Raw genomic sequence first — 25854 nt, forward strand, 5'->3', positions numbered from 1 at the left:
AACGAGGTGGAGAACCTGACCTTCATCGGTACCGGCAACTTCACCGGCTATGGCAATGCCAGTAACAATGTGATTGTCGGTGGTGCTGGCAATGACACCTTGTTTGGTGGTGCTGGTGCCGACCGATTCGTCGGTGGGGCGGGTATCGACACCGTTTCGTATGGCGACAGCAGTTCAGGCATCCTCCTGAATCTCAAGACCGGCCAGCACGGTGGCATCGCCGAAGGCGATACCTTCGAGGGCATCGAGAAGTTCGTCGGATCATCCTTGGGTGATGTCTTCGTGGCCAACGACCAGGCCAATGACTTCAATGGCGCTGGCGGCGTCGATCTGTTGACGTTCGCGGGTGAGGGGGCTGGCATCACGCTCGATCTGAACGCAACCGGCAATGACCTGTTCACCAGTATCGAGAGCTTCGAGGGCACGGCCTTCAATGACACGTTCATCGGGACTGCCGCGAGCGAGAACTTCATCGGCGGCGCTGGGGCGGATGTGATCAATGGCGGTGCCGGGCGGGATTCGGCCTGGTACATCTCGAGCAATGCCGGTGTGTCGGTAGATCTTGCCACGGGGGTTGTGGGAGGTGGGCATGCCGAGGGTGATGTGCTAAGCGGTATCGAGGGGGTGGCGGGCTCCGCGTTCGCTGATGTGCTCAATGGCGATGCCGGGGCGAACACGCTCTATGGCGCCGAAGGTGATGACGTCATCAATGGTGGCGGGGGCAATGACATTCTCTACGGGGATGGTATCTATTCCACCGATTTTGGCGCCTTGGCGCGCCCGGCCAATACCCAGGTTGCCCAGGCGGACTCGATCAATGGTGGTGACGGCGACGACACCATCACGGGTGCGTTGAACGATACAGGCTCCATCTATCATGGGGACGCTGGCAACGACACGATCCAGACCGCCAATGGCAAGGCGTACGGTGATGACGGCAATGATCGCCTCGTTGGCAATGGCTACGCCTATGAGCTGTATGGTGGTGCCGGTGCCGACCGCCTTGACATGATGAGCGCCGGTTATGCCTTTGGGGGTGAGGGCAGTGATATCTACACCATCTATTCCAAGGCTGGCGTGGTGATTCAGGACACCGGTACCGCTGGTATCGATGTGGTCGTGCTGAAGAATATCCAGACATTCCAGGATGTCGTGGTACAGAACGATGGCGTCAATGCCTACATCTTCTCCAAGGCGGACTGGAGTGCCGGCAACCTGGATTCCGGTGTGATGCTCAGTAACTGGTACGCCGGCTCGAACACTATCGAGTCGTTCCAGACCAATAACGGAGACACCTTCACCATCACCTGACAGCCAAGTGTCGCCACGTAGCGTCGAGGGCGGCCAGCCCTTGCCGCTGCCGGCCGCCCGCCGCCGAGATTTTGTCTCGCGCGCGCCGGGCTTTTCAGCAAAGGCCCCGTAAACCGGGGTCTTTGCCGTTTTTATGGTAGTTGGCGCGAAACTTGCTCAACGCTTGCCACAGCCACGGCGACCGGCAATCGATCGCCAGTGCAGCGGAGGATGACTGTGGACAAGATGCTTTACGTGGCCATGACCGGCGCCAGCCAGAACGCACTGGCGCAGAAGGCCCATGCCAACAACCTGGCGAACGTTTCCACAAACGGTTTCCAGCGCGACCTGGAGCAGGCGCGCTCGATGCCGGTGTTCGGTGACAGCTTTCCGGCGCGTGCTTTCGCCATGAGCGAGCGCCCGGCCACCGATTTCAGTGCCGGCCCGTTGGTTGAAACCGGTCGTGAACTGGATGTGGCGGTTACCGGTGATGGTTTCATCGCCGTGCAGGCACCCGACGGCAGCGAAGCGTATGTGCGTACCGGCAGCCTGAACATTGACGCGCTCGGCGTGCTGCGGGCCGGCAATGGCATGGCGGTCATCGGTAACGGCGGCCCTATCGCCATTCCACCAGAGCAGAAGGTCGAGGTCGGTGACGACGGCACCATCAGCATCCGCGCCATGGGCGAAGACCCGCGGGTAATGGCCGAAGTGGACCGTATCAAGCTGGTCAACCCGGACACCAAGGGCATGACCAAGGGGCTGGATGGTCTGATCCATACCGCCAGCGGCCAACCCGCAGACGCCGATGTGAATGTGCGTGTGGTGTCGGGTTTCCTCGAGGGCAGCAACGTCAATGCCGTCGGCGAGATGACTTCGATGCTGGCGCTGTCCCGTCAATTCGAACTGCACGTCAAGATGATGAGCGCGGCCAAGGAAGGCGACGAAGCCATGGCGCGTGTTTTGCAAATCGGCTAATCACATTTGAACGAGTGCCGTAAAACAGGCGCACGAGGAGAACACTAAATGCTTCCGGCTCTTTGGGTCGCTAAAACCGGCCTGTCCGCCCAGGACACCAACCTGACGGTCATCTCCAACAACCTGGCCAACGTTTCGACCACCGGCTTCAAGCGTGATCGCGCCGAGTTCCAGGACCTGCTGTACCAGATCAAGCGCCAGCCTGGCGCGCAGTCCACCCAGGACAGCGAGCTGCCTTCGGGCCTGCAGGTCGGTACCGGTGTGCGTGTGGTCGGCACTCAGAAGAACTTCCAGACTGGCGGGTTGCAGAACACCGAGAACCCGCTGGACATGGCAATCAATGGCCGCGGTTTCTTCCAGGTGCTCCAGCCTGATGGCACCGTGTCGTACACCCGTGACGGCACCTTCCACCTGAACTCCGATGGCCAGGTGGTCACCGCCAACGGTTTCGCGCTGGAACCTGCCATTGTCGTGCCGCCGGATGCCCAGACCTTCACCGTGGGCCAGGACGGCACCGTGTCGATCACCACCCAGGGCAACCCGGCTGCGCAGATCATCGGCAACATCCAGACCGCCGACTTCATCAACCCGGCCGGCCTGCAGGCCATGGGCAACAACCTGTTCCTCGAAACCGCCGCCAGCGGTGCGCCACAGGTCGGTACCCCGGGGCTGAACGGCTTCGGTCTCACGTTGCAGCAGACCCTGGAAAACTCCAACGTCAGCACGGTCGAGGAGATGGTGAACATGATCACCACCCAGCGCGCCTACGAGATGAACTCCAAGGTCATCTCCGCCGCAGACAAGATGCTGTCGTTCGTCACTCAGCAACTGTAAGTCCTGGCGGCCCAGCCACTTCGGGCCGCCGATAAACCGCACGCTGCTACAGCGCCTGCCAGAGGTAAGAGTCATGTATCGTCTGTTGTCCGTTTTCGCCCTGGGGGGGGCGGTGTTGCTGGCTGGTTGCGTCGCGCCGACGCCCAAGCCCAACGACCCGTACTACGCGCCGGTTCTGCCGCGCACCCCGCTGCCGGCAGCGGCCAATAACGGCTCGATCTACCAGGCCGGTTTCGAACAAGGCTTGTATACCGACCGCAAGGCGTTCCGGGTGGGTGACATCATCACCATCACCCTCAACGAGCGTACTTCGGCGAGCAAGAACGCAGGTTCCCAGATCCAGAAGAACAGCAAGGCCAATATTGGCCTCACCTCGCTGTTCGGTACCGTGCCCAACACCAACAACCCGCTGGGCAGCGGGGACCTCAGCCTTGACGCAGGCTACAGCGGCGATCGCAGCACCAAGGGCGACAGCAAGGCCACCCAGGGCAACACGCTCACCGGTTCGATCACCGTTACCGTGGCCGAAGTGCTGCCCAACGGCATCATTGCCGTGCGTGGCGAAAAATGGATGACCCTGAACACCGGCGAAGAGCTGGTGCGCATTGCAGGCCTGGTACGTGCCGATGACATCGCCACCGACAACACCGTGCCGTCCACCCGTGTGGCCGATGCGCGCATCACCTATTCGGGCACCGGCTCCTTCGCCGATGCCAGCCAGCCCGGTTGGCTGGACCGTTTCTTCATCAGCCCGCTCTGGCCCTTTTGAGTACGGATGACCATGTTCAACGCTAGGCGGTTGATTGCCGCGACACTTCTTTTGTCCTGCGCGTTCGGCGCTCACGCCGAGCGCCTGAAAGACATCGCCAGCATTTCCGGCGTGCGTGCCAACCAGTTGATTGGCTACGGCCTGGTGGTCGGCTTGAATGGCACCGGTGACCAGACGACGCAAACGCCGTTCACCCTGCAGACGTTCAACAACATGCTGTCGCAGTTCGGCATCAAGGTGCCGCCTGGGTCTGGCAACGTGCAGCTGAAAAACGTGGCGGCGGTGTCGGTGCATGCCGACCTGCCGGCCTTCGCCAAACCTGGCCAGGTGGTCGACATTACCGTGTCGTCGATCGGTAACTCCAAGAGTCTGCGTGGCGGTAGCCTGTTGATGACCCCGTTGAAGGGGATTGATGGCAATGTCTACGCCATCGCCCAGGGCAACCTGGTTGTAGGTGGTTTCGATGCCGAGGGCCGTGACGGCTCGAAGATCACCGTCAATGTTCCGTCGGCGGGCCGCATCCCGGGTGGTGCGTCCGTCGAACGTGCCGTACCCAGCGGTTTCAACCAGGGCAACAGCCTTACCCTCAACCTCAACCGCCCAGACTTCACCACGGCCAAGCGGATCGTCGACAAGGTCAATGAGCTGCTCGGCCCTGGCGTGGCCCAGGCCCTTGATGGCGGTTCGGTACGGGTGACAGCGCCCATGGATCCAAGCCAGCGCGTCGACTACCTGTCGATCCTGGAGAACCTCGAAATCGATCCGGGCCAGGCAGTGGCCAAGGTCATCATCAATTCGCGTACCGGTACCATCGTCATCGGCCAGAACGTCAAGGTTTCGCCGGCGGCCGTCACCCACGGCAGCCTGACCGTGACCATCACCGAAGACCCTATCGTCAGCCAGCCCGGGCCATTCTCCAATGGCCAGACTGCGGTCGTGCCGCGTTCGCGGGTCAATGCCCAGCAGGAAGCCAAGCCGATGTTCAAGTTCGGCCCCGGTACCACGCTGGATGAAATCGTCCGTGCAGTGAACCAGGTGGGTGCGGCGCCAGGCGACCTGATGGCGATCCTCGAAGCCCTGAAGCAGGCCGGCGCATTGCAAGCCGATCTGATCGTGATCTAAGGGGCGCCTGATGAATCCAAAAACTCAGGTGTCCAGCCAGATCGACAGCGGCGCCTACACCGACCTCAATCGCCTGAGCGCGCTCAAGCATGGTGATCGGGATAGCGAGGGCAATGTTCGCAAGGTAGCCCAGGAATTCGAGTCGATGTTCATCAGCGAGCTGCTCAAGGCATCGCGCAAGGCCACCGATGTCATGGCCGATGAAGACAGCCCGATGAACAGCGACACGGTCAAGCAGTACCGAGACATGTACGACCAGCAGCTGGCTGTGAGCATGTCCCGCGAGGGTGGCGGTATTGGCCTGCAGGACGTGCTGGTGCGCCAGTTGTCCAAGAACAAGGCCGCTTCTGTGAACACCAGCCCGTTCCCACGTATCGAAGGGCGTGCCCCAGCGTTGTGGGCGTCGAAAGTCGCCGCGCCAGTGCATGCCGAGGCAGGCGCGGGTGTGCGCAATGACGTGGCGGCGCTCAACTCGCGGCGCCTGGCACTGCCGGGCAAGCTCACCGATCGCCTGCTGGCCGGTATCGTGCCGTCTGCCGGCAGCCCGGCCACAGCGACCAACACGGCGGCGTTGCCGCGCCGTGGCGACATCCCGGTCGGTGGCGTTGCAACTGGCGACTGGGAGCCGGCCAGGGCGTTCGCGGCCCCGAGCGGCAACCTGCAGATTCTCGGGCGCGCTGTGGCTCAGCCCCCGCTGGCACCGAAAAAGGCTTTCGCCGACAGCGACGCCTTCGTCGAGACCATGCTGCCGATGGCCGAACAGGCTGCCAAGCGCATTGGCATCGACCCGCGCTACCTGGTGGCGCAGGCAGCGCTGGAAACCGGCTGGGGCAAATCGGTCATGCGTAATGCCGATGGCAGCAGCAGCCACAACCTGTTTGGCATCAAGGCTACTGGCAGTTGGCAGGGTGGTGAGGCGCGTGCGATCACCAGCGAGTTCCGCAATGGTGCGTTCGTCAAGGAGACGGCTGCGTTCCGTTCCTACGACAGCTATCAGGAAAGTTTTCACGACCTGGTAACTTTGCTGCAGAGCAATTCACGCTATCAAGATGCCGTGAGCGCCGCCGATAAACCAGAACAGTTTGTGCGAGAGCTGCAAAAGGCCGGTTACGCCACCGACCCCAATTACGCCAGCAAGATCTCGCAGATCGCCAAGCAGATGAAGTCGCAGCAGAGCTACGCAATGCTCGGTACCAGTACACAACTTTAAGGGCAGGGAACCATGGCGAGTTTGATCAATATCGGTATGTCGGGGCTGGGTGCCGCCCAGTCCGGGATGTACGTCCTGGGTAACAACATCGCCAACGCCGATGTTGAAAGTTACTCTCGCCAACAAATGGTGCAAAAGACCAAGGGTGCCCAGCAGGTTGGCCAGGTATTCATGGGGACCGGCACCACCCTGGCCGATGTGCGACGGGTGTACAACGCCTTCATCGAGAACCAGTTGCGTACCACCACGTCGCTCTCCAGTGACGCCAACACTTATCTTAATCAGATCGGCCCGCTCAACACTGCCCTGTCGGGCGCCGACACCGGTATCACTGCCGCACTCAAAAGCTTCTTCAGCGCCATGCAGGATGCTTCTGCCAAGCCCACCGAAGATGCCTCGCGCCAGTTGCTGCTGACCAGCGCACAATCACTTGCCAAGCGTTTCAATACGCTGTCGGCGCAGTTCACCCAGCAGAACGCCAACATCAACGGCAGTCTGGGGTCGATGGCCGAACAGGTGAACAACATCACCAAGACCATCGCCGACCTCAACCAGCAGATCGCCAAGCTCGGTGTTGTCAATGGTCAGCCCAATGACTTGCTTGACCAGCGTGATGGCGCGGTGCGCGAGCTGAACAAGCTTGTCGGCGTGGACGTGGTGGAGCGCGAAGGCAGCTACGACATCTATCTGAAAAATGGCCAGTCCCTGGTGCTGGGCAACTCCACCCAGACGCTGGGTGTGGAACCCGCCCCGACCGACCCGACGCGCATGAACCTGGTGCTCAACCGCGGTTCGACCAAAATGGACATCACCGACAACACTACCGGTGGCGAAATCGGTGGCTTGTTGCGCTACCGCAAGGACACCCTCGACCCTGCGCTCAACGAGCTGGGCCGTGTGGCGCTGGTGGTCGCCGATGCGATCAACAGCCAGCTGGCCCAGGGTATCGACAAGAATGGCCAGTTCGGTGCGACCCTCTTTGGCGATATCAATAGCGCAGCGGCCGTTGCCGGTCGCAGCATCCCCAAGCTGGGCAACAGTGCCGGCTCCGGCAACCTCGATGTGCACATCAAGGACAGCGGCAAGCTCACCACCAACGACTATCAAGTCGTCTTCACCAGCGCCACCGAGTATTCCGTGCGCCGGCTGCCCGATAATTCCGAGATGGGTACCTTCGATATCACGGCCGACCCACCTCCTGTGATCGACGGTTTCACGCTCAACCTCAATGGTGGCACCCCGGTTGCCGGCGACAGCTTCAAGATCACCCCGACCCGCAACGCGGCGGCCAGCATGGAAACCGTGCTGACCGACCCGAGCCGCCTGGCCATGGCCAGCCCGCTGAACGCCACCAGCGGTTCGGGCAACAAGGGGACCGGGCAGATCTCCCAGCCCACCTTGACGTCCAAGCTGGATATCTACGACGCCAAGCAACGCTCGGACATGCAGACGGGGCTGAAGTATTCGACCCCGGTCAAGCTGGTGTTTGGCGACGATTCCGTATCGCCTCAGGCGTACACCATGTACGACTCCAAAGGTAACCCGCTTGGCAGCGGTACGGTCATCCCTGGCCAGGAAAACAAGCTGCAGCTGTCTGTGCCAATGGTCGATGGCAACGGCAACCCGATCAATGACGCCAGTGGCGCTCAAATGAACTTCTCGTTCGAGATGAGCATCTCCGGTGCGCCCAAGAATGGTGACAACTACACCGTATCGCTGACCAAGGCCGGTTCTGCAGACAACCGCAATGCACAGTCGGTGATCGACCTGCAAACCAAACCCACGGTCAATACCGGCGATGGCAGCAAGGGCATCAGCTTCACCGATGCCTACGCCAAGCTGGTATCCAATGTCGGCGGCAAGACCAACCAGGCATCAATGGACAGCGACGCCACCATGGCGCTGCATGGTTCCGCGCTGACCAGCCGCAACTCCAGCTCGGGGGTGTCGGTGGATGAAGAGGTCGGCAACCTGGTCAAGTTCCAGCAGTACTACACCGCGTCGTCGCAGATCATCAAGGCGGCCCAGGAAACCTTCGCAACCTTGATCAACAGCCTTTAAGGAGCCGTAGACCATGCGCATCTCCACTCCGCAGTTCTACTCCAGCAGCAGCGCCAACTACGAGCGTACTTTTGGCAATGTAAACAAGACCCAGCAAGAAGCCAGCGACTTCATCCGCGTGCGCACCGCCGCCGATGATCCGGTTGGCTATGCGCGTCTGTTGCAGCTCGAACAGCAGCAGAACATGCTCGACCAGTTCAAGGGCAACATCACCAACGTGCGCAATGCGCTGGGCTCCAGCGAAAGCACGCTCAATGCCATTGGCGCGGTGCTGCAGCGGGTCAACGAGCTGGCCATGGGCTCCGGCAATGCCGGCTTCACCGATGCCGACCGCAAGGCCAACGCCTCTGAGCTTGCCTCCCTGGAAGACCAACTGTTCTCGCTGATGAACAGTCGGGACGAGAATGGCAAGTACCTGTTCTCGGGCTCCAAGGGCGACACTCCGCCTTACGTGCGCAACTCCGACGGCACCTACAGCTATCAGGGCGACCAGAGCCAACTCATGCTGCAGGTGGGCGACATGCTCAGCCTGGCCGCCAACGAGACGGGCTACAGCGCGTTCGAGCAGGCGCTCAATACCAGCCGCAGCGAGACCAAGCAGACGGCCCCGCTGCCTGATGACGGGCGTGTCAGCCTGTCCAATGGCCAGGTCTCCGGCAGTGCCACCTACAACGACCGTTTCCGCAGCGGCGAGCCCTACAGCATCGAGTTCACCAGCAGCACCGAATACAAGATCCTCGATGCCGGGGGCAACGATGTCACTCTCGAAGCCAGCCAGGGCGGCAAGTTCGACCCCAAAGGCGATAACATCAGCATCAATTTCCGCGGTGTAGACCTGCGCCTGAAGATCGATTTCAAGCCAGGTGACGAAGGCAACCCGGACGCGGCCATCGCCGGCCATGCGTTCAGCCTGAGTTCCAAGGCCGACTCGATTGCCGGTACCCGCAGTCCAGGCAACACATCGTCGGAGCAGATCACCGACGCCAAGATTACCGACCCGACCGCCTACAAGGCCGCATTCCCGGGTGGTGGTGCTGTACTCAAGTTCACCAGTGCCACCGACTTCGAACTGTATGCAGCACCAATGACCGCCGACAGCCGCCCGATTTCCTCGGGAACCCTCAGCGGCAACACGGCCACCGCCGCAGGTGTGAGCTTCGAATTGTCCGGCCCGCCAAGCGCCGGGGATTCGTTCGGCGTCAAGGTCGATACTCATCAGAACCAGAATATTCTCAACACCATCGGCCAGTTGCGCGGCGCGCTGAACACCCCGCAGGACCATGACCCGGCTGCTCGCCAGGCCTTCCTTGCTTCGCTGGACTCGGCGATCGGCAACATTGCCAGTGCCACCAACCAGGTGTCGTCTTCCATCTCTGCAATTGGCGGTCGCGGTCAGGCCCTCGATGTACAGGCTGAAACCAACGAGGCCCTGGGTATCGAGAATACCAAGACCCAGGGTTCGATCCGCGACAGTGATATCGGCGAAGTGATGATGCGCCTGGAGATGCAGAAGAACCAACTGACAGCCTCGATGCAATCATTCGCAAAGATTTCCAGCCTGTCGCTGGTCAACTACATCTGAGCCATGTTCCTGCGCGCAGTGGGTCAACTACGCGCAGCCCTGCCTCACCCTTTCCGGGGTGAGGCCACTGTGCGACGGTGCCAGAGGCCTTCGGGTGCTGAGCGGGGCAGGGTGTCGTCCTGTAGCGAATTTCTGTTTTGAGTGAGTACCTGTGAACGCACAACCCCTTGTCACCATCGCCATCCCTGCGTTCAACCCTGAGTTCTTCCGTGCCACACTGGCCAGCGCAATCGCCCAGGATTACCCGAATCTGGAGATTGTCGTGTGTGACGACAGCCCCGGGGGCGAGATCGAGGCGATCTGTGATGAGCTGCGTGTCACTTCGCCCGCTCCCTTGCGCTATGTGCGCAACCCGGTGCGCCTTGGTTTCGCCCGCAACCTGCTGGCTTGCCTGACGCACACCTCGGGCGAGCTGATCAAGTTCCTCTGTGACGACGACACGCTGTTTGCCGGCTGTATCAGCCAGCAGTCCAGTGTGCTCGGCGAGTCGCAGCAGATCAGCATGGTCATTTGCCAGCGCCTGTTGTGCGCCGCCGATGACGTGCTGTTGCCTTCACGCGCGCTGAACTTCGTTATTTCCATGCACAGTGCAGTGCTGCATGGCACCGACCTGCTGGAAAGCGTCGCCGATGATGCACCCAACCTGTTCGGTGGCTTGAGCCATGCCTTGCTGCGCCGTGCCCAGGTCGAAGCGTATCTGCCCACCCTGGTGCAGGATGGGCAGGGTTTTTCCGCTCGCCTGGACCTGGCGCTCTACGCTTGCGTTCTGCGCCGGGGACAGCTGGCCAGCCTGGAGCAGGTGCTGAGCATGGAGCGGGTGCATCCGGGGCGTCTTAGCCATCAAGGCACCATGGTCGAGGCCTACAAGAGCGAAACCCAGTGGCTGCTGCAAATGCTTGCTGAACGCAATGCCGAGCCGGCGCCTGCCCACGGTTGGGTGCGCTACATGCCGTTGGCGGACTACCTGGAAAACCCGCAGCAGAAGTGGGACGAGCTCGACTTGCGGCGCTTCTTCGGGGCGCAGATGGCCAACTTCAACCAGCAGATCGGTACCCACAGCCTGAGTTTTGCCGAGCTGTACGCTGAATGGCTCGAGTATCGCCGGCTGTCCGCCGGGCAGGAGCGGCTCTTGCCCAAGCGTGTGGAGCAATGGCCAAGCCAGCCGGGAATCGCGGTGGTGGTGTTCTGTGAGGCAGGCGACGAAAAGGTGCTGCGTGCGACGCTGGACAGTCTCTGGAAGCAATCCTACCCGGCCCGACAAGTTCTGGTAGTGACGCCTGAGGGTTTCGAGCGGCCGGTGGAAGAGCGTGTTCGTTACCTGGTGCGCGGCGATGCCGAGTTCATCTCGCTCAACCATTGGCTGGCGGACGGTCCGGCACTTGACTGGTTGTTCCTGCTGCGTGCTGGCGACTGCCTGCATACCCATGCGCTGGTGATCATGGCCGAGCGCATGGCGCTGCGTGGTGACAGCCTGTGCCTGTACATCGATGAGGGGGCCAACGACAGCCTCGCCGCGTCGGCACCAATCTTCAAGCCGGACTTCAACCTCGACCTGATGCGCAGCCTGCCCTACGTCGGGCGCCTGTTGGCATTCGATACTGCGGCGGTGCGTGAGCTTGGGGGATTTGACGCCAGCTTCGAAGGCCTGGCGCCTCACGACCTGCTGTGGCGAATGATCGAGGCCCATGGCCTGCAGGTGGTAGAGCATATCCCTGAAGTGCTGGTGCAGTGCCGACACGGCTATGCCGAATGGCTGGCTGATCGTGCGGGCCATGTCCAGGCGCCGCGGGTTCTGGAGGCGCACCTGCGGCGCCTGGGTGTGGAGGCGCAGGTGCAGGGTATTGCTGGCAGCCTGATGACTCGGGTCACCTACCTGCACCCCCAGGTTGCGAGCGTTTCGATCATCATTCCTGCCGTTGGCGACCTGGCGGTACTGGTGCGTTGCGTCGAGTCTGTGCTGGCCAGTACCGAGCATCCCGATTTCGAGGTGGTGCTGGTCGCCAGCGCCGGGACGTCGGACGATGTACTTACCTGGCTCGACAGTTTGCGGAATCTGGGAAGCGAGCAATTGCGGGTGCTCGAGAGTGCCGCCCATGGCCGAGCGCAGAGCTTCAACGAAGGCAGTGTGCACGCTCGGGGCGACTATCTGCTACTGCTGGATGCCGGCTGCGTGCTGTTCGAGCCGCAGTGGTTGTCCGAGCTCTTGCAGCTTGGCCAGCGTCCCGAAGTCGGGATGGTCGGGCCCAAGTTGTTCGACAACAGTGGGACCGTGGTCTCGGCAGGTCTGGTCCTGGGGATGCAGGCCACCGCGGCCAGTCCATTCCTGGGCTGCCCGGTGAACGAAGGCGGCTACATGAATAGGCTGAGCCTGGTACAGAACTGGAGCGCGCTGAGCCTGGACTGCCTGTTGGTGCGGCGTGAGCTGTTCGCCGAGCTGGGGGGGCTGGATACGGCCGCGCTGCAGGTATCGCTGCACGACGCCGACCTGTGCCTGCGGGCGCGGGCCGCGGGTTATCTGTCAGTGTGGACGCCGTTCGCGCGGGTGGCCAAGCTGGGCGCCCAGGCGGTCGAGGAAAGCTCGCCACGAAGCTGGCAGGATGATCGCGATGCCTTGTATGCGCGCTGGCTGGCCTGGGTGGCGAATGATCCGGCCTACAACCGCAACCTCAGCCTCAAGTTGCCGAACTTCAACTTCGACCCCGGATTGCGGGGTGGGTGGGATCCGTTCATCGCGCGGGCCATGCCGTCTGTCCTGGCGCTGCCGAGCAGTACCTCGGCGATCGGACACTATCGGGTGGTCCAGCCGTTCAATGAGCTGGAGCAGTCTGGCTGGATCCAGGGACGTATCGACTACAGCGCGCCGGGGCTGATCGACCTCGAGCGGGAAAAGCCCGATGTGGTGATCCTGCAGTGCCGCTACCTGCCGGCGAATGTCCGGGATATCGAACAGTACAAGCGCTTTTCCAGTGCGCGGCGGATCTACGAGCTGGACGACTACATCATTGATCCACCGAAGAAGAACGACCATGCGCGCAACATGCCGAGCAACATGCGCGAGCTGGTCAGCAAGGCGATTTCCCTGTGCGACCGGGTGGTGGTCTCCACCGAACCATTGGCCGATGCGCTGTCCAGCATGCACCAGGACATCCGTGTCGTCCCCAACATGCTCGCCGCATCGCTGTGGAGCGAGCTGACCAGTCAGCGCCAGACCAGCGTGCGGCCGCGTGTGGGGTGGGCAGGGGGTACCAGTCACCGCGGTGATCTGGAATTGATGCTGGATGTAATCAAGACCTTGGCCAGCGAAGTCGACTGGGTGTTCTTCGGCATGTGTCCAGAGGCGCTGCTGCCCTACGTCAAGGAGTTTCACCCGGGGATCTCTTTCGCGGACTATCCGCGCAAGCTGGCCAGTCTCAACCTGGACCTGGCGGTGGCGCCGTTGGAGCAGAACCTGTTCAACGACTGCAAGAGCAACCTGCGCCTGTTGGAGTATGGCGCGTGCGGTTTTCCGGTCATCTGCACCGATACCAAGGCATACGCAGGCTACCTTCCCTGCACGAGGGTCCGCGAGAACACCACCGAGCAGTGGCTGGACGCGATCCGCATGCACCTTGCCGACCCGATGGCCAGCTACCGCCAGGGCGATGCGTTGCGCGAGGCGGTCCTGCGAGACTACGTACTGAACGAACACCATCTGCAGCACTGGGCCAACGCCTGGCTGGCTGACTGAATCCTGGCGCCTGGCCAAGCCAGGTGCCGAACCCCTTGAACAGGTGCCCTATGAACGAAACAACACTCGGATCGCGTGATGAAGTGACCGTCGTCCTGCTCGGGCATGAGCAGGCGGATCACCGTGCTCGTGCGGCGCACTACTATCAGCGGGCTGGCGTGCCGTGCCAGGGCCTGACGCCGGCAGCGGTGGTCGATGCTGCCGCCCTGGGAGAATTGCTGGCACAGGTGGCGACGCCGTTCGTTTGCCTGGCGCTGGATGCCGATTTCGTCCTGGGTGCCGCGCTGGACAATGCGGTGCGGTACCTGCGTGCCCAGCCGGAGGTAATGGCCGTGCAAGGCCACGCCCTGGCCTATGCGCCTGGTAATAGCCAGCTGACCTACCACAAGGTGGGGGAAGCTTTCGCTGCACATCCCGGGGAGAGTGTGCTGGATCGCTTGCGACACTACGCGGACGCCGAACAGCAAGCCTGGCGTGCGGTAATTCGTACGCAGGCGCTACGGGCCGCACTGGTGTCGCTGCCGGAAGGGCTCGATGCTGCAGGCTGGCGGGTGGCTTTGTCCTGCGCAATCCTGCTGCTCGGGGCAGTCGCGCATCTGGAGCAGACCGATGTGATCTGCGAATCGCAGCCTGAGAAACTGTCCTCTGCCGTGCGCGAGGAGCGTATGGTCCAGACTGTGCGGGCTTTGCGTCAGTGGGGCGGCGGGCATGATGCGAGCGTCCTGTCCGCTGATGACGGCTTCGAGGCGCTCAATCGTTTCGTGCGCAAAACCTGGTGCCAGGGCGAGCAGCCGCTTCTCTTCACCTCGCGCTGGACCAGCGTGATCGATGACCCGGCGCGTTCGTTCGAGCCCGAGCAGCATGTGGAACTGCCTTATTACAATCGCCCGTTGTTCGATCGGTTGACCGAGGTGGAGTTCCTCTGTCATGCCTGGCCGACCGGCAAGCGTCATCGGCATGCCCTCGAGGGGGCCTGGGTCCGTCAGCGCGACCTGCTGGTGACGCACCCCAATGACACCCGTGAGAGCCTTCAGGAGCGTTACTGGAAGGCGCTGGGCCTGGGCCTTTTCAATGTCCAGGTGTGCCGCTCCCTCAACCAGGTGCTGACCGGTGAGGACAACACGCACCATGCCCGTGAGATGGGGGACTGGATGGCGCGGCTGCTCGGGGTGCCGGACAGCGAGACACGCCATTCCCTGCTCGACACGCCATCGGGGCAGGTGCTCGCGGCGATCGATGCGGCCACCCCGGATGAAGCTGCGCGCAAGCGGGTGCTGGCCCACCTGGCAAAACACCCGGCGCCGCAGATCGCCTTCGTCGTGCTTGACCTGAACAACGATGATCTGGCCTTGCAGGCAACCTTCGACAGCCTGTTGGCCAGCGGCGTGCGCAATTTCAAGCTGGTGGTGCTCAAGGCCGGCAAGCCGCCGGCGATTACTACCGCGCGGGACACCTTGCACTTCATCCAGGTCGCAGAGGGCAACTGGGTCTCGCATCTGAACCAATTGGTGCGCCAGTTGCCCAGCGAGTGGCTGCTGTTGCTCGAGGCCGGCGATGTGCTTCTTGCTGGTGGGCTCATGCGCCTGGCGGTAGAGCTTGCCCAGGCCCCGGCTTGCCATGCCATCGCCGCCGACGAAGTCCAGCGTGACAGTGATGGGCGCCTGTTCGCCGTGCGCCGGCCTGGCAGCGATCTGGACCTATTGCGTAGCCAACCGGGGCTCATGGCGCGGCACTGGCTGGTTCGTCGTCAGGCCGTGCTCGACCTGGACGGCTACAACGGTACCGACCCGCAGACCCTGGATTATGACTTGCTGTTGCGCCTGGTCGAGCATCACGGTGCAGCCAGCCTGGCGCACATGGATGACTACCTGGTGGTCAGCCAGCAACCTTCCTCGGCATCCATCGAGGAGGCGCGCAAGATCCTCAATCGCCACCTCACCCAGCTGGGCTATCGCCCGCAGATCAGTGAGCAAGGGGCAGGAGGGCTGGCGATCGAGTTCCGCCATAGCGCCACACCGCTGGTCAGCATCGTGCTGGCGGGCGAGGTCGAGCCTGCATGGCTGGCCGGCATTTTCCAGCGAACCCGCTACCCGCGCTACGAAGTGGTACTGGCGCTTCCCGGGCAACCTTCAGCGGCCCAGGTCGAAGCGTTCCAGGCATTGGGTGGCCGACTGCGGGTCGTAACCGGCGAAGTCGGGGCAACGCATCGGCAACTGCTCGGCCTGGCGGCCGGCGAGGCTCGTGGCGATTACCTGGTGTTGCTGTCGCCGCATTGCCAGGTCATTACCCCGGCCTGGATCGAATCGCTGTTGAACGAGGCGCAGAGGCCTGAAGTAGGGGTTGTCGGTGCGAGCTTGTGGGCGGCTGACGGTACGTTGGCGCACGCAGGCTATCAGCTGCTGGCCGGCCCCAGAGTGCATGCCCCCTGGCGGCAACTGTCGCTCGAGGGTGCCGCAAAGGCCCGCTGGCCGCTGTCGGTGCGCAGTTGTTCCGCGGTCTCGGATGGTTGCCTGATGGTGGACCGTGAAGCCTTCGTGCACTGCGGTGGCCTGCCGCTCGCAGGGGATATCGGTGTCGGCTTGAGCCTGATGGTCGCCCAGGCTGGGTTGATGGTGGTCTGGACGCCTCGCGCGCAGTTGCTTGCCACGGACCTGCCGGTCCTGGGTGATGAGGCGTCTTCGCAATTGGCGGCGCATTGGCCTGAGGCTTTCCAGGGGGATGGTCAACTGGACTCCCTTGGCGCGGGTGAAGCGTCACCGTCCAGCAACTGGATCGCTCAGTTGGGATAATTCAACGCTATTGCGTCTAGTGGTAGATGCATGGTTGTGGACTGTTTTTGACAACCGACTCTTCAAGCATGGCCGTCTACGGGGAATCCGGGTCTCCGGGGCGGCCATTTGTCGTTGCGTGGGGTGGCGGAGCGTCTTGAGTCCGTGCCCATTGCACAAATTACAGATAACAGGAGTTGGGGGCATACCCAAGAAATAGTGCGCTGGAATAAAGTTGCATAAATGCATTATTTATTAATGCGCAAATGCATATGGTTTCCTGGTTGGCGCCTACTGGTGTCGAGGCGCGATCAATCATCTGTGATTGGCACGGAGCTCGCGCAGAAAACTCAAGGAAATTAAACGATGAAAAAAATGTTGAGCCGGATTTCGATCTTGGCCATTGCTTTTGGTGCGGCCCTCACCGTGCAGGCAGGCGAAGCTCCATTGGGATACTGGAAGCTGACCACATATCATGTGTCCAGCGGTGCTGTTGCCACTATTCAAATGGTCTGTTTCAAGCCCGACAAGACCTGGTATTCCACTACTGAAGCCAAATGGAATGGTGCATGGTTTGCAACGGCAGTGAAATCCAGTGGTATGGCAATGTGCCGCTCGCCCATTACGGCAATGTCGCGACTATTGGTATCGGTGAGATGTCGACGCCAACCAGCATGTCGGGGAAGTATGCCGAGTGGTCGGCACCGGGGGCGACACCGTACAGTTTTGACAGGCATTACACCTATGCGCTGATTTATCAGCAGGCTGACTGCCCGCCGCCAAAACTGTAAATAGAAATCCGCCAAGGCCAGGTGCTATCAAGAAAGCGCGCCAACCAGTATCGCGGGTTTCAGTGCTTGGCGCATTGGGTGCGTCTGGTCATGCCTGGCACCCCGGGGCTGGCCGGCGGGGGCTTCGCTATCCGTCCAAAACCGCTTTGATAGCTGTCGGGTAAGGCCGGGAGGGCTGCGGCCCCTGTCGAAATCCATTCCGCGACTGTCTCCATGAACGCCATCAAGGGAACAAGGGGCTACGTGTTATTAGCCGGGCGCGAGCTGGCGCGGGATTTGCAAAAGCCGGGTTACAAGCCCGGCTTTTTCTTGCCTGGTGGCGGTTTATTGACAGGCAGAATGCAGTGCCTGTGCTGTGCCTATGAGGTTCGGGATGCAAAAGAAAGTGGCGGTGGTGCAATCGAACTACATCCCGTGGAAGGGGTATTTCGACCTGATTCGCAGTGTCGATGCGTTCGTTTTATATGACGATGTCCAGTACACGCGTCGCGACTGGCGTAATCGCAATAAGATCAAGACCGCCCAAGGTGAGCACTGGCTTAGTGTTCCGGTAAAAAACCGCGGTCGATACGAGCAACTGATCAATGAAGTCGAGGTCAGCGAGGCGGATTGGGCGGCCAAGCACTGGAAGACAATCGAGATGAACTATCGGCGAGCCGCCTGCTTCAATCAGATGGAGCTCCCCGTTCGCACGCTTTACGAGCAAGCCTCCGAGGTCGCTCGTCTTTCCTCCATCAACCAGCTTTTCATCACCGGCCTGTGTGCTCTGCTCGGTATCGATACACCGCTGTATCGCTCCGAGGAACTCGGGCGTAGCAGTGAAGGTAAAAACCAACGGTTGATACATCTTTGTCAGGCCCTTGGGGCGACCGAATACCTATCGGGACCGGCAGCCAGCAGCTATCTGGACGAGGCTGCGTTCGCCGCTGGCGGCCTTGAAGTCTCGTACATGAGCTATGCCGGCTATCCGGAGTATCCGCAGTTGTTCGGTGGGTTTGAGCATGCGGTCAGTGTCCTCGACCTGCTGTTCAATACCGGTAGTGAAGCATCGAACTTTCTGGAGCGTCATCCATGAGCAAAGATATCTTGCAGGGTGTGGCGGATTACTATTCGTCGCGTATTCGTACGCACGGCGCAACTCCAGAGGGGGTCGACTGGAATGGCAGCGCTTCCCAGCAACAGCGTTTTGCCCAGTTGCTTAAACTGGTGCCCGTCGAAGAGCAACGTGCGGGCTTCAGTCTTATCGATGTCGGGTGCGGTTACGGCGCGTTGCTGACCTGGATGCGTGAGCAGGGACTGCCTGTGGACTATCACGGTTATGACCTGTCCGAGCAGATGATTGCCGCAGCCAGGCAGCAGCATCCGGCTGATGACGCAGTGCGCTTCGAAGTGGCCGAAAGTGCGTCGCGACAGGCGGATTATGCGGTGGCCAGTGGCATCTTCAACGTTTGTCAGAGCACCGCTCGCGACACGTGGGAGAGGTACATCGCCGACGTATTGCGTGCGATGGATGCCTGCAGCCGCAAAGGCTTTGCCTTCAATTGCCTTACCTCGTACTCGGACCCGCCCTTCATGCGTGATTACCTGTATTACGGGGATCCTTGTTTCTATTTTGATCTGTGCAAAAGAACCTACTCCAGAGAGGTGGCACTCTTGCATGACTACGGCTTGTACGAGTTTACCTTGCTTGTGCGCAAGTCTTCCTGACGCGCCGTCCTTATCCCTCTTTGCCTGGAGAACATCATGCTCAAAAGCGGTTCCACTTCTGTCACCCAATCCAGCGATAGCCAGCTCGACGCGCGCGAGCAACTTTGGCAGGCGTTCGCGAACGCACCTCTTGATGATGCTGAGAAAGAGCGAAATCTTGGTTTGTTCATTCGTTCTGCGTCCTTGGCGCGAATGCTGGCAATTTCCGATCTGTACCGGGACATCGTTCGCTTGCCTGGCTCGGTGCTCGACTTCGGCACCTGGCGTGGGCAGAACGCCGTACTCTGCGAAAACCTGCGCGCCATCTTCGAGCCCTTCAACAAGCAGCGACGTATTGCCGCGTTCGACACTTTTGCGGGTTACCAATCCCATGCCGGCGATGGCAAGGTCGCCAACGTCAATTTCCAGGATGGGTGCTATGCCACCGGCAATGGATACGCCGACTATCTGCGGCACTTGCTGAGCCTGCATGAAGGCATTAACGCGCTGCCGCAGGTACCAGGCGGTCATCAGGTCGTAGAGGGTGATATCAAGGATACCTTGCCGCAGTTCATCGAAGAACAGCGGAACTTGCTGGTAGCGCTGGCCTTCTTCGATATGAACCTTGAAGGGCCGACGCGCTTTGCCCTCGAGCAGATCCTGCCGCGTTGCCTGCCGGGCTCGCTGCTGGTGTTCTTCCAGTTGCAGCGCGATTTCCTGCCGGGTGAAGGCTATGCCTATGTAGCCGAAGTACTGGGGAAAGTGCGTCACGAGATCAAGCGATCGGAAACCTATCCGTCGCTGTGCATCGTCAAGCTTCTGTAAGGGGGTCACCATGTTTCTGATTGTTGGTAATGGCATGGTCGCCCTGGCTATCGCCGCAGGTTTGTCGCGTAGTGTTCCGGGCGAGTGCATTCAGGTTGTGGGCCCGGCAGCACGCCCTTACAGCGCCTCCATGGCGGCTGCGGCAATGCTCAACTCTTTCGCCGAGCTCGAGCCTGGCGCACTCGATCAGCCGCGTGATCGTCTGAAGTTCGAGTTAAGCCAGGCATCTGCTCGTCTGTGGGGAGATTTCGTAAAAGAATTCGATATTCCTGCTGAACACTACCGTCTGGGCACCGTGCTGATAAACAACAACGCATCCAACCGTTTCGAGGATGCCGCATTCGATGCCATCGCCGGTTATCTTGACGAGTTCGACGAGCCTTATGAACGCGTCGATCCGCAGCTGGAACCCGCCTATGTGCCGGGTGAGAGCTATCGTACGCGCCAGGCTTTGTTCCTGCCGCGCGAGGGCGTACTCAATCCGGATGGTGTGATCCATGCGCTGCAGGCCACGCTGGAAAGGCGTGGTGTGCGCTTTGTCGATGGCGTGGTGAAGTCGCTCGACAAGGTCAGCGGTCGTACCCGCGGCGTAACCCTCGAAGACGGGCGCGTGCTCAGCGCCGAGCGGATTGTGTTGGCCAACGGCAGCATGGCCACGCGCCTCTGGGAGGAGGAAGGCTGCATTCGGGTGATCAATGGCGTCGGCGCCACGGTGGTGTTGAAGAACCCAGGAATACAGGGGCGCTATGTCCTGCGCACGCCAAATCGTGGCGGTGCTTGCGGAATCTACCACGCGCCCTACCAGGGTGATCAGTTCGTCGTCGGTGCCACCAATCTGGTGACCACCGCCGACGAGCACTTCCCTCGCGCAGAGTCGGTGGCCGCGCTGATAAACGGTGCGATCAACCAGGTCAACCATCTGCACCGTACCAGTGGTTTCATTCGTTATAACTTTGGCTATCGTCCGCTGAGTCTCGATGGCTACCCGGTCATCGGCCAGCTTAACGACAACACCTTCATTGCTTCCGGCACTCGCCGTGATGGTTACCATTTTGCGCCATGGTTGGCCGACAATCTGGCGGCCTTGCTGCTGGACAAGTCGATTTCCTCGCAGGCCGGCAGCTACTTCGAATTCACCCGGCCGCAGCGTAGCGCATGGCTCGACCAGTCGGTGGAGGCATGCTGTCGCAAGTACGCGGCAGTCAAGTGCTCGGCACTGTCGCAGCACGGTTTGGATGCGGGGCATACCGACGCCGATCAGGTGCTGGAGCAGTATTACTACCAGCGGGCGCGCGCCTTCTTCGATAAGCATGAGCTCGAGCGAACAGTTCAGGTCGACTTCCTGGATGCCCTGCTGGGTGGCTACCTTTCCCTGTCGGACTTTGCCTGAAGCGTGAATACCGGAGACATGAACGTGAACAAGCAGATCATTCCTTTCAATAAGCCATTTGTGGTTGGCAAAGAGCTGTTCTATATCGCCCAGGCGGTGATGAATGGTGGTATCGCCGGCGATGGACAGTTCACGCGCTTATGCCAGGAATGGCTCGAGGTCAGCCTGGGGTGTCCCAGGGCGCTGCTGACGCATTCGTGCACGGCGGCCCTCGAGATGGCGGCGATCCTGGCGGATATCGGGCCGGGAGATGAAGTCATCATGCCGTCGTTCACTTTCGTGTCCACTGCCAACGCTTTCGTTCTTCGCGGCGCGGTGCCGGTTTTCGTGGATGTGCGCGAGGATACCCTCAACCTGGACGAGCGCCTTATCGAGGCCGCCATCACCGAGAAGACCAAGGCGATTGTCGCGGTGCATTATGCGGGGCAGCCTTGCGATATGGCTGCCTTGCTGCACCTGTGCGACAAGCACGGTCTGATTCTCATTGAAGATGCCGCCCAGGCGATCCTCGCCCGGGAAAAGGATCGCGCACTGGGGACCTTTGGGCATCTGGGATGCCTGAGTTTTCATGAAACGAAGAATGTGATCAGCGGTGAAGGAGGGGCGCTACTCATCAACGATCCCAAGTTGATTGAGCGGGCTGAAATCATCTGGCAGAAAGGTACCAATCGCAAAGCCTTTTCCCGAGGCGAGGTGAGCAAGTACACCTGGGTGGATGTGGGGTCGTCTTTTCTTCCCAGCGAGCTGACGGCTGCTTTCCTCTATGCCCAACTAGAGCAGGGGGAGAGCATCAATGTACATCGTCGCGCTTTGTACAAGTCCTATTACCACCAACTAGAGCCTCTCGAAGCGGACGGTTGCTTGACCTTGCCTTGCGCGCCGGGTGGCAAGCCGGCCAACGCACATATCTTCTATATATTGATGCGTAGCAACGAGGCGCGTGGAGAGTTGATCGCGTTTCTTCGCGAGCGGGGTATCTATGCTGTGTTCCACTACGTGCCCTTGCATGATTCCCCGGCAGGCCTGCGTTACGCGCGCAGTGTCGGTCAGTTGCCTGTCACTCAGGAAGTTTCTGCAAGCTTGCTGCGCCTGCCGCTTTATTCTGACATGACCATCGAGCAGGTCACCGAGGTGTGCGAGGCGATCTTCCAATTCTTCGCAGGTACGCAGAAGGCGTAACGGCCTTGGTTCGGCGATTGTTCAGCTGATTTCTGGAGTTTTTCCCATGTCGAATTCCGTGCAGGTGGGCGCGGGTCTTGAGCAGGCCATGAAGCGTCTTCGGTTGATGTATGCCCGGCCGGAGCACCCGTACTACATCATGGCGCCGGACTACCGGGAAACCTCATCGGGGATTGCCTCGCTTCATTACCTCTGTCACCTGCTCAACCTCAACGGGCGAGAGGCCTACATCCTGGGCGGCAAAGTGGTGAACCCCGAGCTTAAGACGCCGTTGCTCGATGATGAGGCCAGCGAGCGTCACAGGCTTGCTGGTCGGGTGCCAATCGCAGTCTACCCCGAGGTCACGGTGGGCAACCCCTTCCATTGTTCGGTCGTGGCACGCTTTCTGTTGAACTTCGAAGGTTTCATCAGTGGGCGAGGAATGGAGGCGGCTCCCAGTGACCTGTGTTTTTACTCAGGCAAGCTGATCGCGCAAGACCACGGTCGTCCGGATGGTGACCTGTTGTGCCTGCCTACCATCGATGTGGACCTGTTCTGTGCCGGAGAGCCAGTTGATCGGCGTGAAGGCCGGTATCTGTATCAGAATCGCCATCCGCTCGATGCCATTGACTATTCGATACTGCCAGAGGATATCCGCCTACTGAGCATGGCGAACGCTCTGACGTTGTCGGAGCTGGCGCAGCTGCTTCGCCGGGCGGAGGTGATGTATACCCATGAATGGTCGATGACCTGCGTAATCGCGGTGCTTTGCGGGTGTCCGGTCATTTTCATACCTGGGCATGGCATCGACCAGGCCTTCCTCGATGCCAGCTTTGTCGGCAGTGCCGGCTTCGCCATGCTGGATCGCGAAGATGCGTTGGCACATGCCCGTGGAGGTCTGGATGGCGCTTTGCAGCGTTATGTCGAGCGAACGGCGCCGTTCTGGAATCAGCTTGAAGTGTTCATCGCCAAGACGCAGGCGGCCGCCCGTCGTGAAGCCGTGGGTGATCGGCTAGGAGGGCGTGGCTGGTTGCGTCAGCGTTATCCCCGGCCGCGGCAGATGCAGGTGATTGATGAGCATCTGGCCAGTGCTACTGCTGTGCGCTTTGTCGTGCTGGTAAAGGACCATGGTGACGATGCAGCGCTGGCGGTTACCTTGGATAGCCTGGCTCGCGGCCTGTATCGGGGGGTGCAGACCTGTGTGCTTGATAGGGATGGTTCCCGGGTGGGGTCGGTCACGGCAATTGATGCCTGCCTGCAGGGGGGCTCCGATGAATGGTTCATGCTGGTCGATGCGGGCACCGAGTTTACCGCCAGTGGTCTGCTGATGACGGCGCTCGAGCTGGTTCGGGCCTCGTCGGACTGCTTGGCTGTCTACGCTGACGAGGCCTTGTGTCAGGCGCAGGGCGTAGTCGAGACCGCATTACGGCCTGATCTGAATCTGGATATGTTGCTGGCTTTCCCGGAGAGCCTGTCGCGACATTGGCTGTACCGATGCGATGCTTGGCGTCAGCTAGGCGCTTTCAGCGAGGCTGCTGGTCGTGCGCTCGAGCTGGATTATCAGTTGCGTTTGATCAGTGAGCGCGGGTTGGGATGCGTTGGTCATGTCAGTGAGCCGTTGCTGATTGGCAATGCGTTGCTGCTACAGCCGTGTGAAGACGTTTGCGCGGTCATCGAGGCGCACCTGCAGGGGCGAGGATATCTCGGCGCTCGGGCGTTGCCATTGACCACTGCTCCTGGTCGCTATCGAATCGAGTACGCGCATCAACAGTCGGCCTCGGTCAGCATCATCATTTTCCTTGAAGGGCAGTTGGTGAACTTCCAGCGTTGTCTGGAGGGCTTGCTGGCGCAGACGGCTCATGTCGGGTACGAAGTATTGCTGGTTGAGCCGGGCAGCGACGATGAGGTGCTACTGGACTGGTTGGCGATGGTCGGGCAAATGGGGGAGGGGCGCTTCAAGGTCCTTCGCTTCGAGCCCGGCCATGCACGCGCGGCCATGTGCAATGCGGCAGCCGAGCAGGCTCGTGGCGATTATCTGCTATGGCTGGATGCTGATAGCGTGGTGCTTGATGATGATTGGCTGCCCACGTTGCTCAATCATGCCCAGCGTCCGGAGGTGGGGGCGGTTGGTTGCAAGCTGTTGTCCCGCGATGGTGCTATCCATCAGGCAGCCCTGGTGCTGGGGCTGGGGGGCGGGGTTGGGCGTGCCTTCGAGGGGCGGTCGGTGCAGGATCCGGGTTACATGGGGCGCCTTGGGCTGGAGCAGGATTGTTCGGCTGTCGGTGGTGAGTGTCTCATGGTGCGCCGCTCGCTGTTTGTCGAGCTTGGTGGCTTCGATACCGATCCGTTGTATTCCCGCTGGGCGGCTGTGGACCTGTGCCTGCGGTTGGCTCAGGCGGGTTATCTGAATGTCTGGACGCCTCACGCCAGGGTATTGCTGGATGCTCCGCCGCCTGCGCCGGCCAGTGCCGAGCAGGAGGAAGCGCTATATGCGCGCTGGTTGCCGCAGTTGGCGCATGATGCGGCGTACAACGTCAACTTTTCGCTGAGTACCGGCGAGGAGTTCGCCGTTCAGGGCTATGAAATGAGTTGGCGACCGTTGCAGGGGGTGGTGCCAAGCGTGCTGGCCTTTGTGGTCGATCAGGAGCAGGCAGTACCCTCGCGGCTGCTGGAACCCATGGAGTCCTTGCGTGAGGCAGGTCGTCTGGAGGGTGCAGTGGTCGCCGGGACATTGTCAGCCGTGGAAATAGAACGCTTCAATCCCTCAAGTGTTGTCCTGCAGGGGGCGCTGGATGAGGCTGGGTTATTGACCTTGCGTAGGCTGCGAGCTTTCTCGCAGGCGTTCAAGGTCTACGATCTGGATCGTTATCCGCAGGACCTGGGCGGTGCGCAGTTGCTTCATGCCGAAGATCTGGAGCGGCGTATCCGGCCCGCAGTGATGCAGGCTGACAGGGTGCTGGTTGCAACAGCTGCCGCAGCCGAGAGGCTGCAGGGTTGGCATGACGATGTCCAGGTGCTCGAAAATGTGCTGCCAGCTTCGTGGGGACGCTTGCAAGGGAGGCGGCGCGCAGGAGAGAAGCCCCGCGTGGGATGGCTCGGGTGTCGTGATGCGTACCTGCTCGCCGAAGTAGTGCCGGTGCTGGTGGGCGAGGTCGACTGGGTTGTGCTGGGGGATTGTCCTGCCAGCTTGTTGCCCTATCTCAAAGAGCATCATCATGCTGTGGATGCGCAATCCCTTGGCGTCACCCTGGCTGCCTTGGACCTGGACATCGCCCTTGTGCCGATGGGCGAGTCTGAGGTGAACGCATTTTCCGGTGACGTGCGTGTGCTCCAGCATGCGGCGTGCGGTCAGTCGGTAATCTGTAGTCGGGTGGCTGGCTTCGCAGGTGGCGATACCTTGCCATTGTCGAGGGTGAGCAATCAGGCCTGTGACTGGATTCGGGCGATACGTCTGCATCTTGATGATCGTGATGCATCTGCGGCCCTTGGCAGCGCCCAGCAGGCGATGGTGCGCAGTGATTGGTTGCTCGAGGGACAGAGGCTGGACGCCTGGCGACGCGCCGTGCTCGCGGGTTGATCAGTAGGTGAATTGACAACAAGGGCGCCAGGAGTGGCGCCCTTATTGTTTGCATTGGCTTGCATGGGGTGGAGTGACCCATGCGG

At 60.9% G+C, this 25854-nt stretch carries 17 protein-coding genes; all 17 read left to right on the forward strand.

All coding sequences use genetic code 11. The features are described from left to right. Window positions 1-1311: calcium-binding protein (locus ACQ4OD_RS15745; protein ID WP_430944559.1), on the forward strand; the 1311-nt coding region annotated here is incomplete at its 5' end. A gap of 216 nt (window positions 1312-1527) precedes the next feature. Further along, entirely contained in the window at window positions 1528-2268 is a 741-nt protein-coding gene (gene flgF / locus ACQ4OD_RS15750; protein WP_046854648.1) for a flagellar basal-body rod protein FlgF, read from the forward strand. Between the two features lie 48 nt (window positions 2269-2316). Further along, window positions 2317-3102 (forward strand): flagellar basal-body rod protein FlgG, encoded by a 786-nt coding sequence (flgG, locus tag ACQ4OD_RS15755; protein ID WP_046854649.1) that lies wholly within the window; start codon window positions 2317-2319, stop codon window positions 3100-3102. Window positions 3103-3175: 73 nt separating this feature from the next. Then, window positions 3176-3871, forward strand: a complete 696-nt coding sequence (gene flgH, locus ACQ4OD_RS15760) for a flagellar basal body L-ring protein FlgH (RefSeq protein WP_046854650.1) — start codon at window positions 3176-3178, stop codon at window positions 3869-3871. 12 nt (window positions 3872-3883) lie between these two features. Then, the gene (locus ACQ4OD_RS15765; RefSeq protein WP_046857711.1) at window positions 3884-4993 is read left to right on the forward strand and encodes a flagellar basal body P-ring protein FlgI; all 1110 of its coding nucleotides are present in this window, start codon (window positions 3884-3886) and stop codon (window positions 4991-4993) included. 10 nt (window positions 4994-5003) lie between these two features. Then, complete coding sequence (flgJ, locus tag ACQ4OD_RS15770; protein WP_198755353.1) at window positions 5004-6203, forward strand: flagellar assembly peptidoglycan hydrolase FlgJ; 1200 nt, start codon at window positions 5004-5006, stop codon at window positions 6201-6203. Window positions 6204-6215: 12 nt separating this feature from the next. After that, window positions 6216-8264, forward strand: a complete 2049-nt coding sequence (flgK, locus tag ACQ4OD_RS15775) for a flagellar hook-associated protein FlgK (RefSeq protein ID WP_198755352.1) — start codon at window positions 6216-6218, stop codon at window positions 8262-8264. 13 nt (window positions 8265-8277) lie between these two features. Further along, window positions 8278-9846, forward strand: a complete 1569-nt coding sequence (locus ACQ4OD_RS15780) for a flagellar hook-associated protein 3 (protein WP_139673351.1) — start codon at window positions 8278-8280, stop codon at window positions 9844-9846. A 151-nt stretch (window positions 9847-9997) separates the two neighbouring features. Then, complete coding sequence (locus ACQ4OD_RS15785) at window positions 9998-13573, forward strand: glycosyltransferase (protein WP_198755351.1); 3576 nt, start codon at window positions 9998-10000, stop codon at window positions 13571-13573. A gap of 50 nt (window positions 13574-13623) precedes the next feature. Beyond that, window positions 13624-16362 (forward strand): glycosyltransferase, encoded by a 2739-nt coding sequence (locus ACQ4OD_RS15790; RefSeq protein ID WP_198755350.1) that lies wholly within the window; start codon window positions 13624-13626, stop codon window positions 16360-16362. A 548-nt stretch (window positions 16363-16910) separates the two neighbouring features. Further along, window positions 16911-17132, forward strand: coding sequence for a hypothetical protein (locus ACQ4OD_RS15795; protein WP_430944560.1), 222 nt, complete (start codon window positions 16911-16913; stop codon window positions 17130-17132). 373 nt (window positions 17133-17505) lie between these two features. Then, window positions 17506-18207: a WbqC family protein gene (locus ACQ4OD_RS15800; protein WP_139673338.1), complete on the forward strand. Its 702-nt coding sequence runs from the start codon at window positions 17506-17508 to the stop codon at window positions 18205-18207. Further along, on the forward strand, window positions 18204-18839 hold the full coding sequence (locus tag ACQ4OD_RS15805) for a class I SAM-dependent methyltransferase (protein ID WP_430944561.1): 636 nt from the start codon (window positions 18204-18206) through the stop codon (window positions 18837-18839). Before ACQ4OD_RS15800 ends, ACQ4OD_RS15805 begins: the two co-directional genes overlap by 4 nt. Before the next feature lie 36 nt (window positions 18840-18875). Next, a complete protein-coding gene (locus ACQ4OD_RS15810; RefSeq protein ID WP_139673335.1) occupies window positions 18876-19643 on the forward strand; it encodes a hypothetical protein in 768 nt (255 codons plus the stop codon). Window positions 19644-19653: 10 nt separating this feature from the next. Next, entirely contained in the window at window positions 19654-21033 is a 1380-nt protein-coding gene (locus tag ACQ4OD_RS15815) for an NAD(P)/FAD-dependent oxidoreductase (protein WP_139673332.1), read from the forward strand. A gap of 24 nt (window positions 21034-21057) precedes the next feature. Further along, window positions 21058-22212 carry a dTDP-4-amino-4,6-dideoxygalactose transaminase gene (rffA, locus tag ACQ4OD_RS15820; protein ID WP_218571130.1) on the forward strand — a complete coding sequence of 385 codons (1155 nt, stop codon included), beginning with the start codon at window positions 21058-21060 and terminating at the stop codon, window positions 22210-22212. Between the two features lie 46 nt (window positions 22213-22258). Then, on the forward strand, window positions 22259-25768 hold the full coding sequence (locus tag ACQ4OD_RS15825) for a glycosyltransferase (protein ID WP_198755347.1): 3510 nt from the start codon (window positions 22259-22261) through the stop codon (window positions 25766-25768). Window positions 25769-25854 lie beyond the last annotated feature (86 nt).

This window comes from Pseudomonas sp. WC1, from assembly GCF_050586565.1.
Lineage (GTDB): Bacteria > Pseudomonadota > Gammaproteobacteria > Pseudomonadales > Pseudomonadaceae > Aquipseudomonas.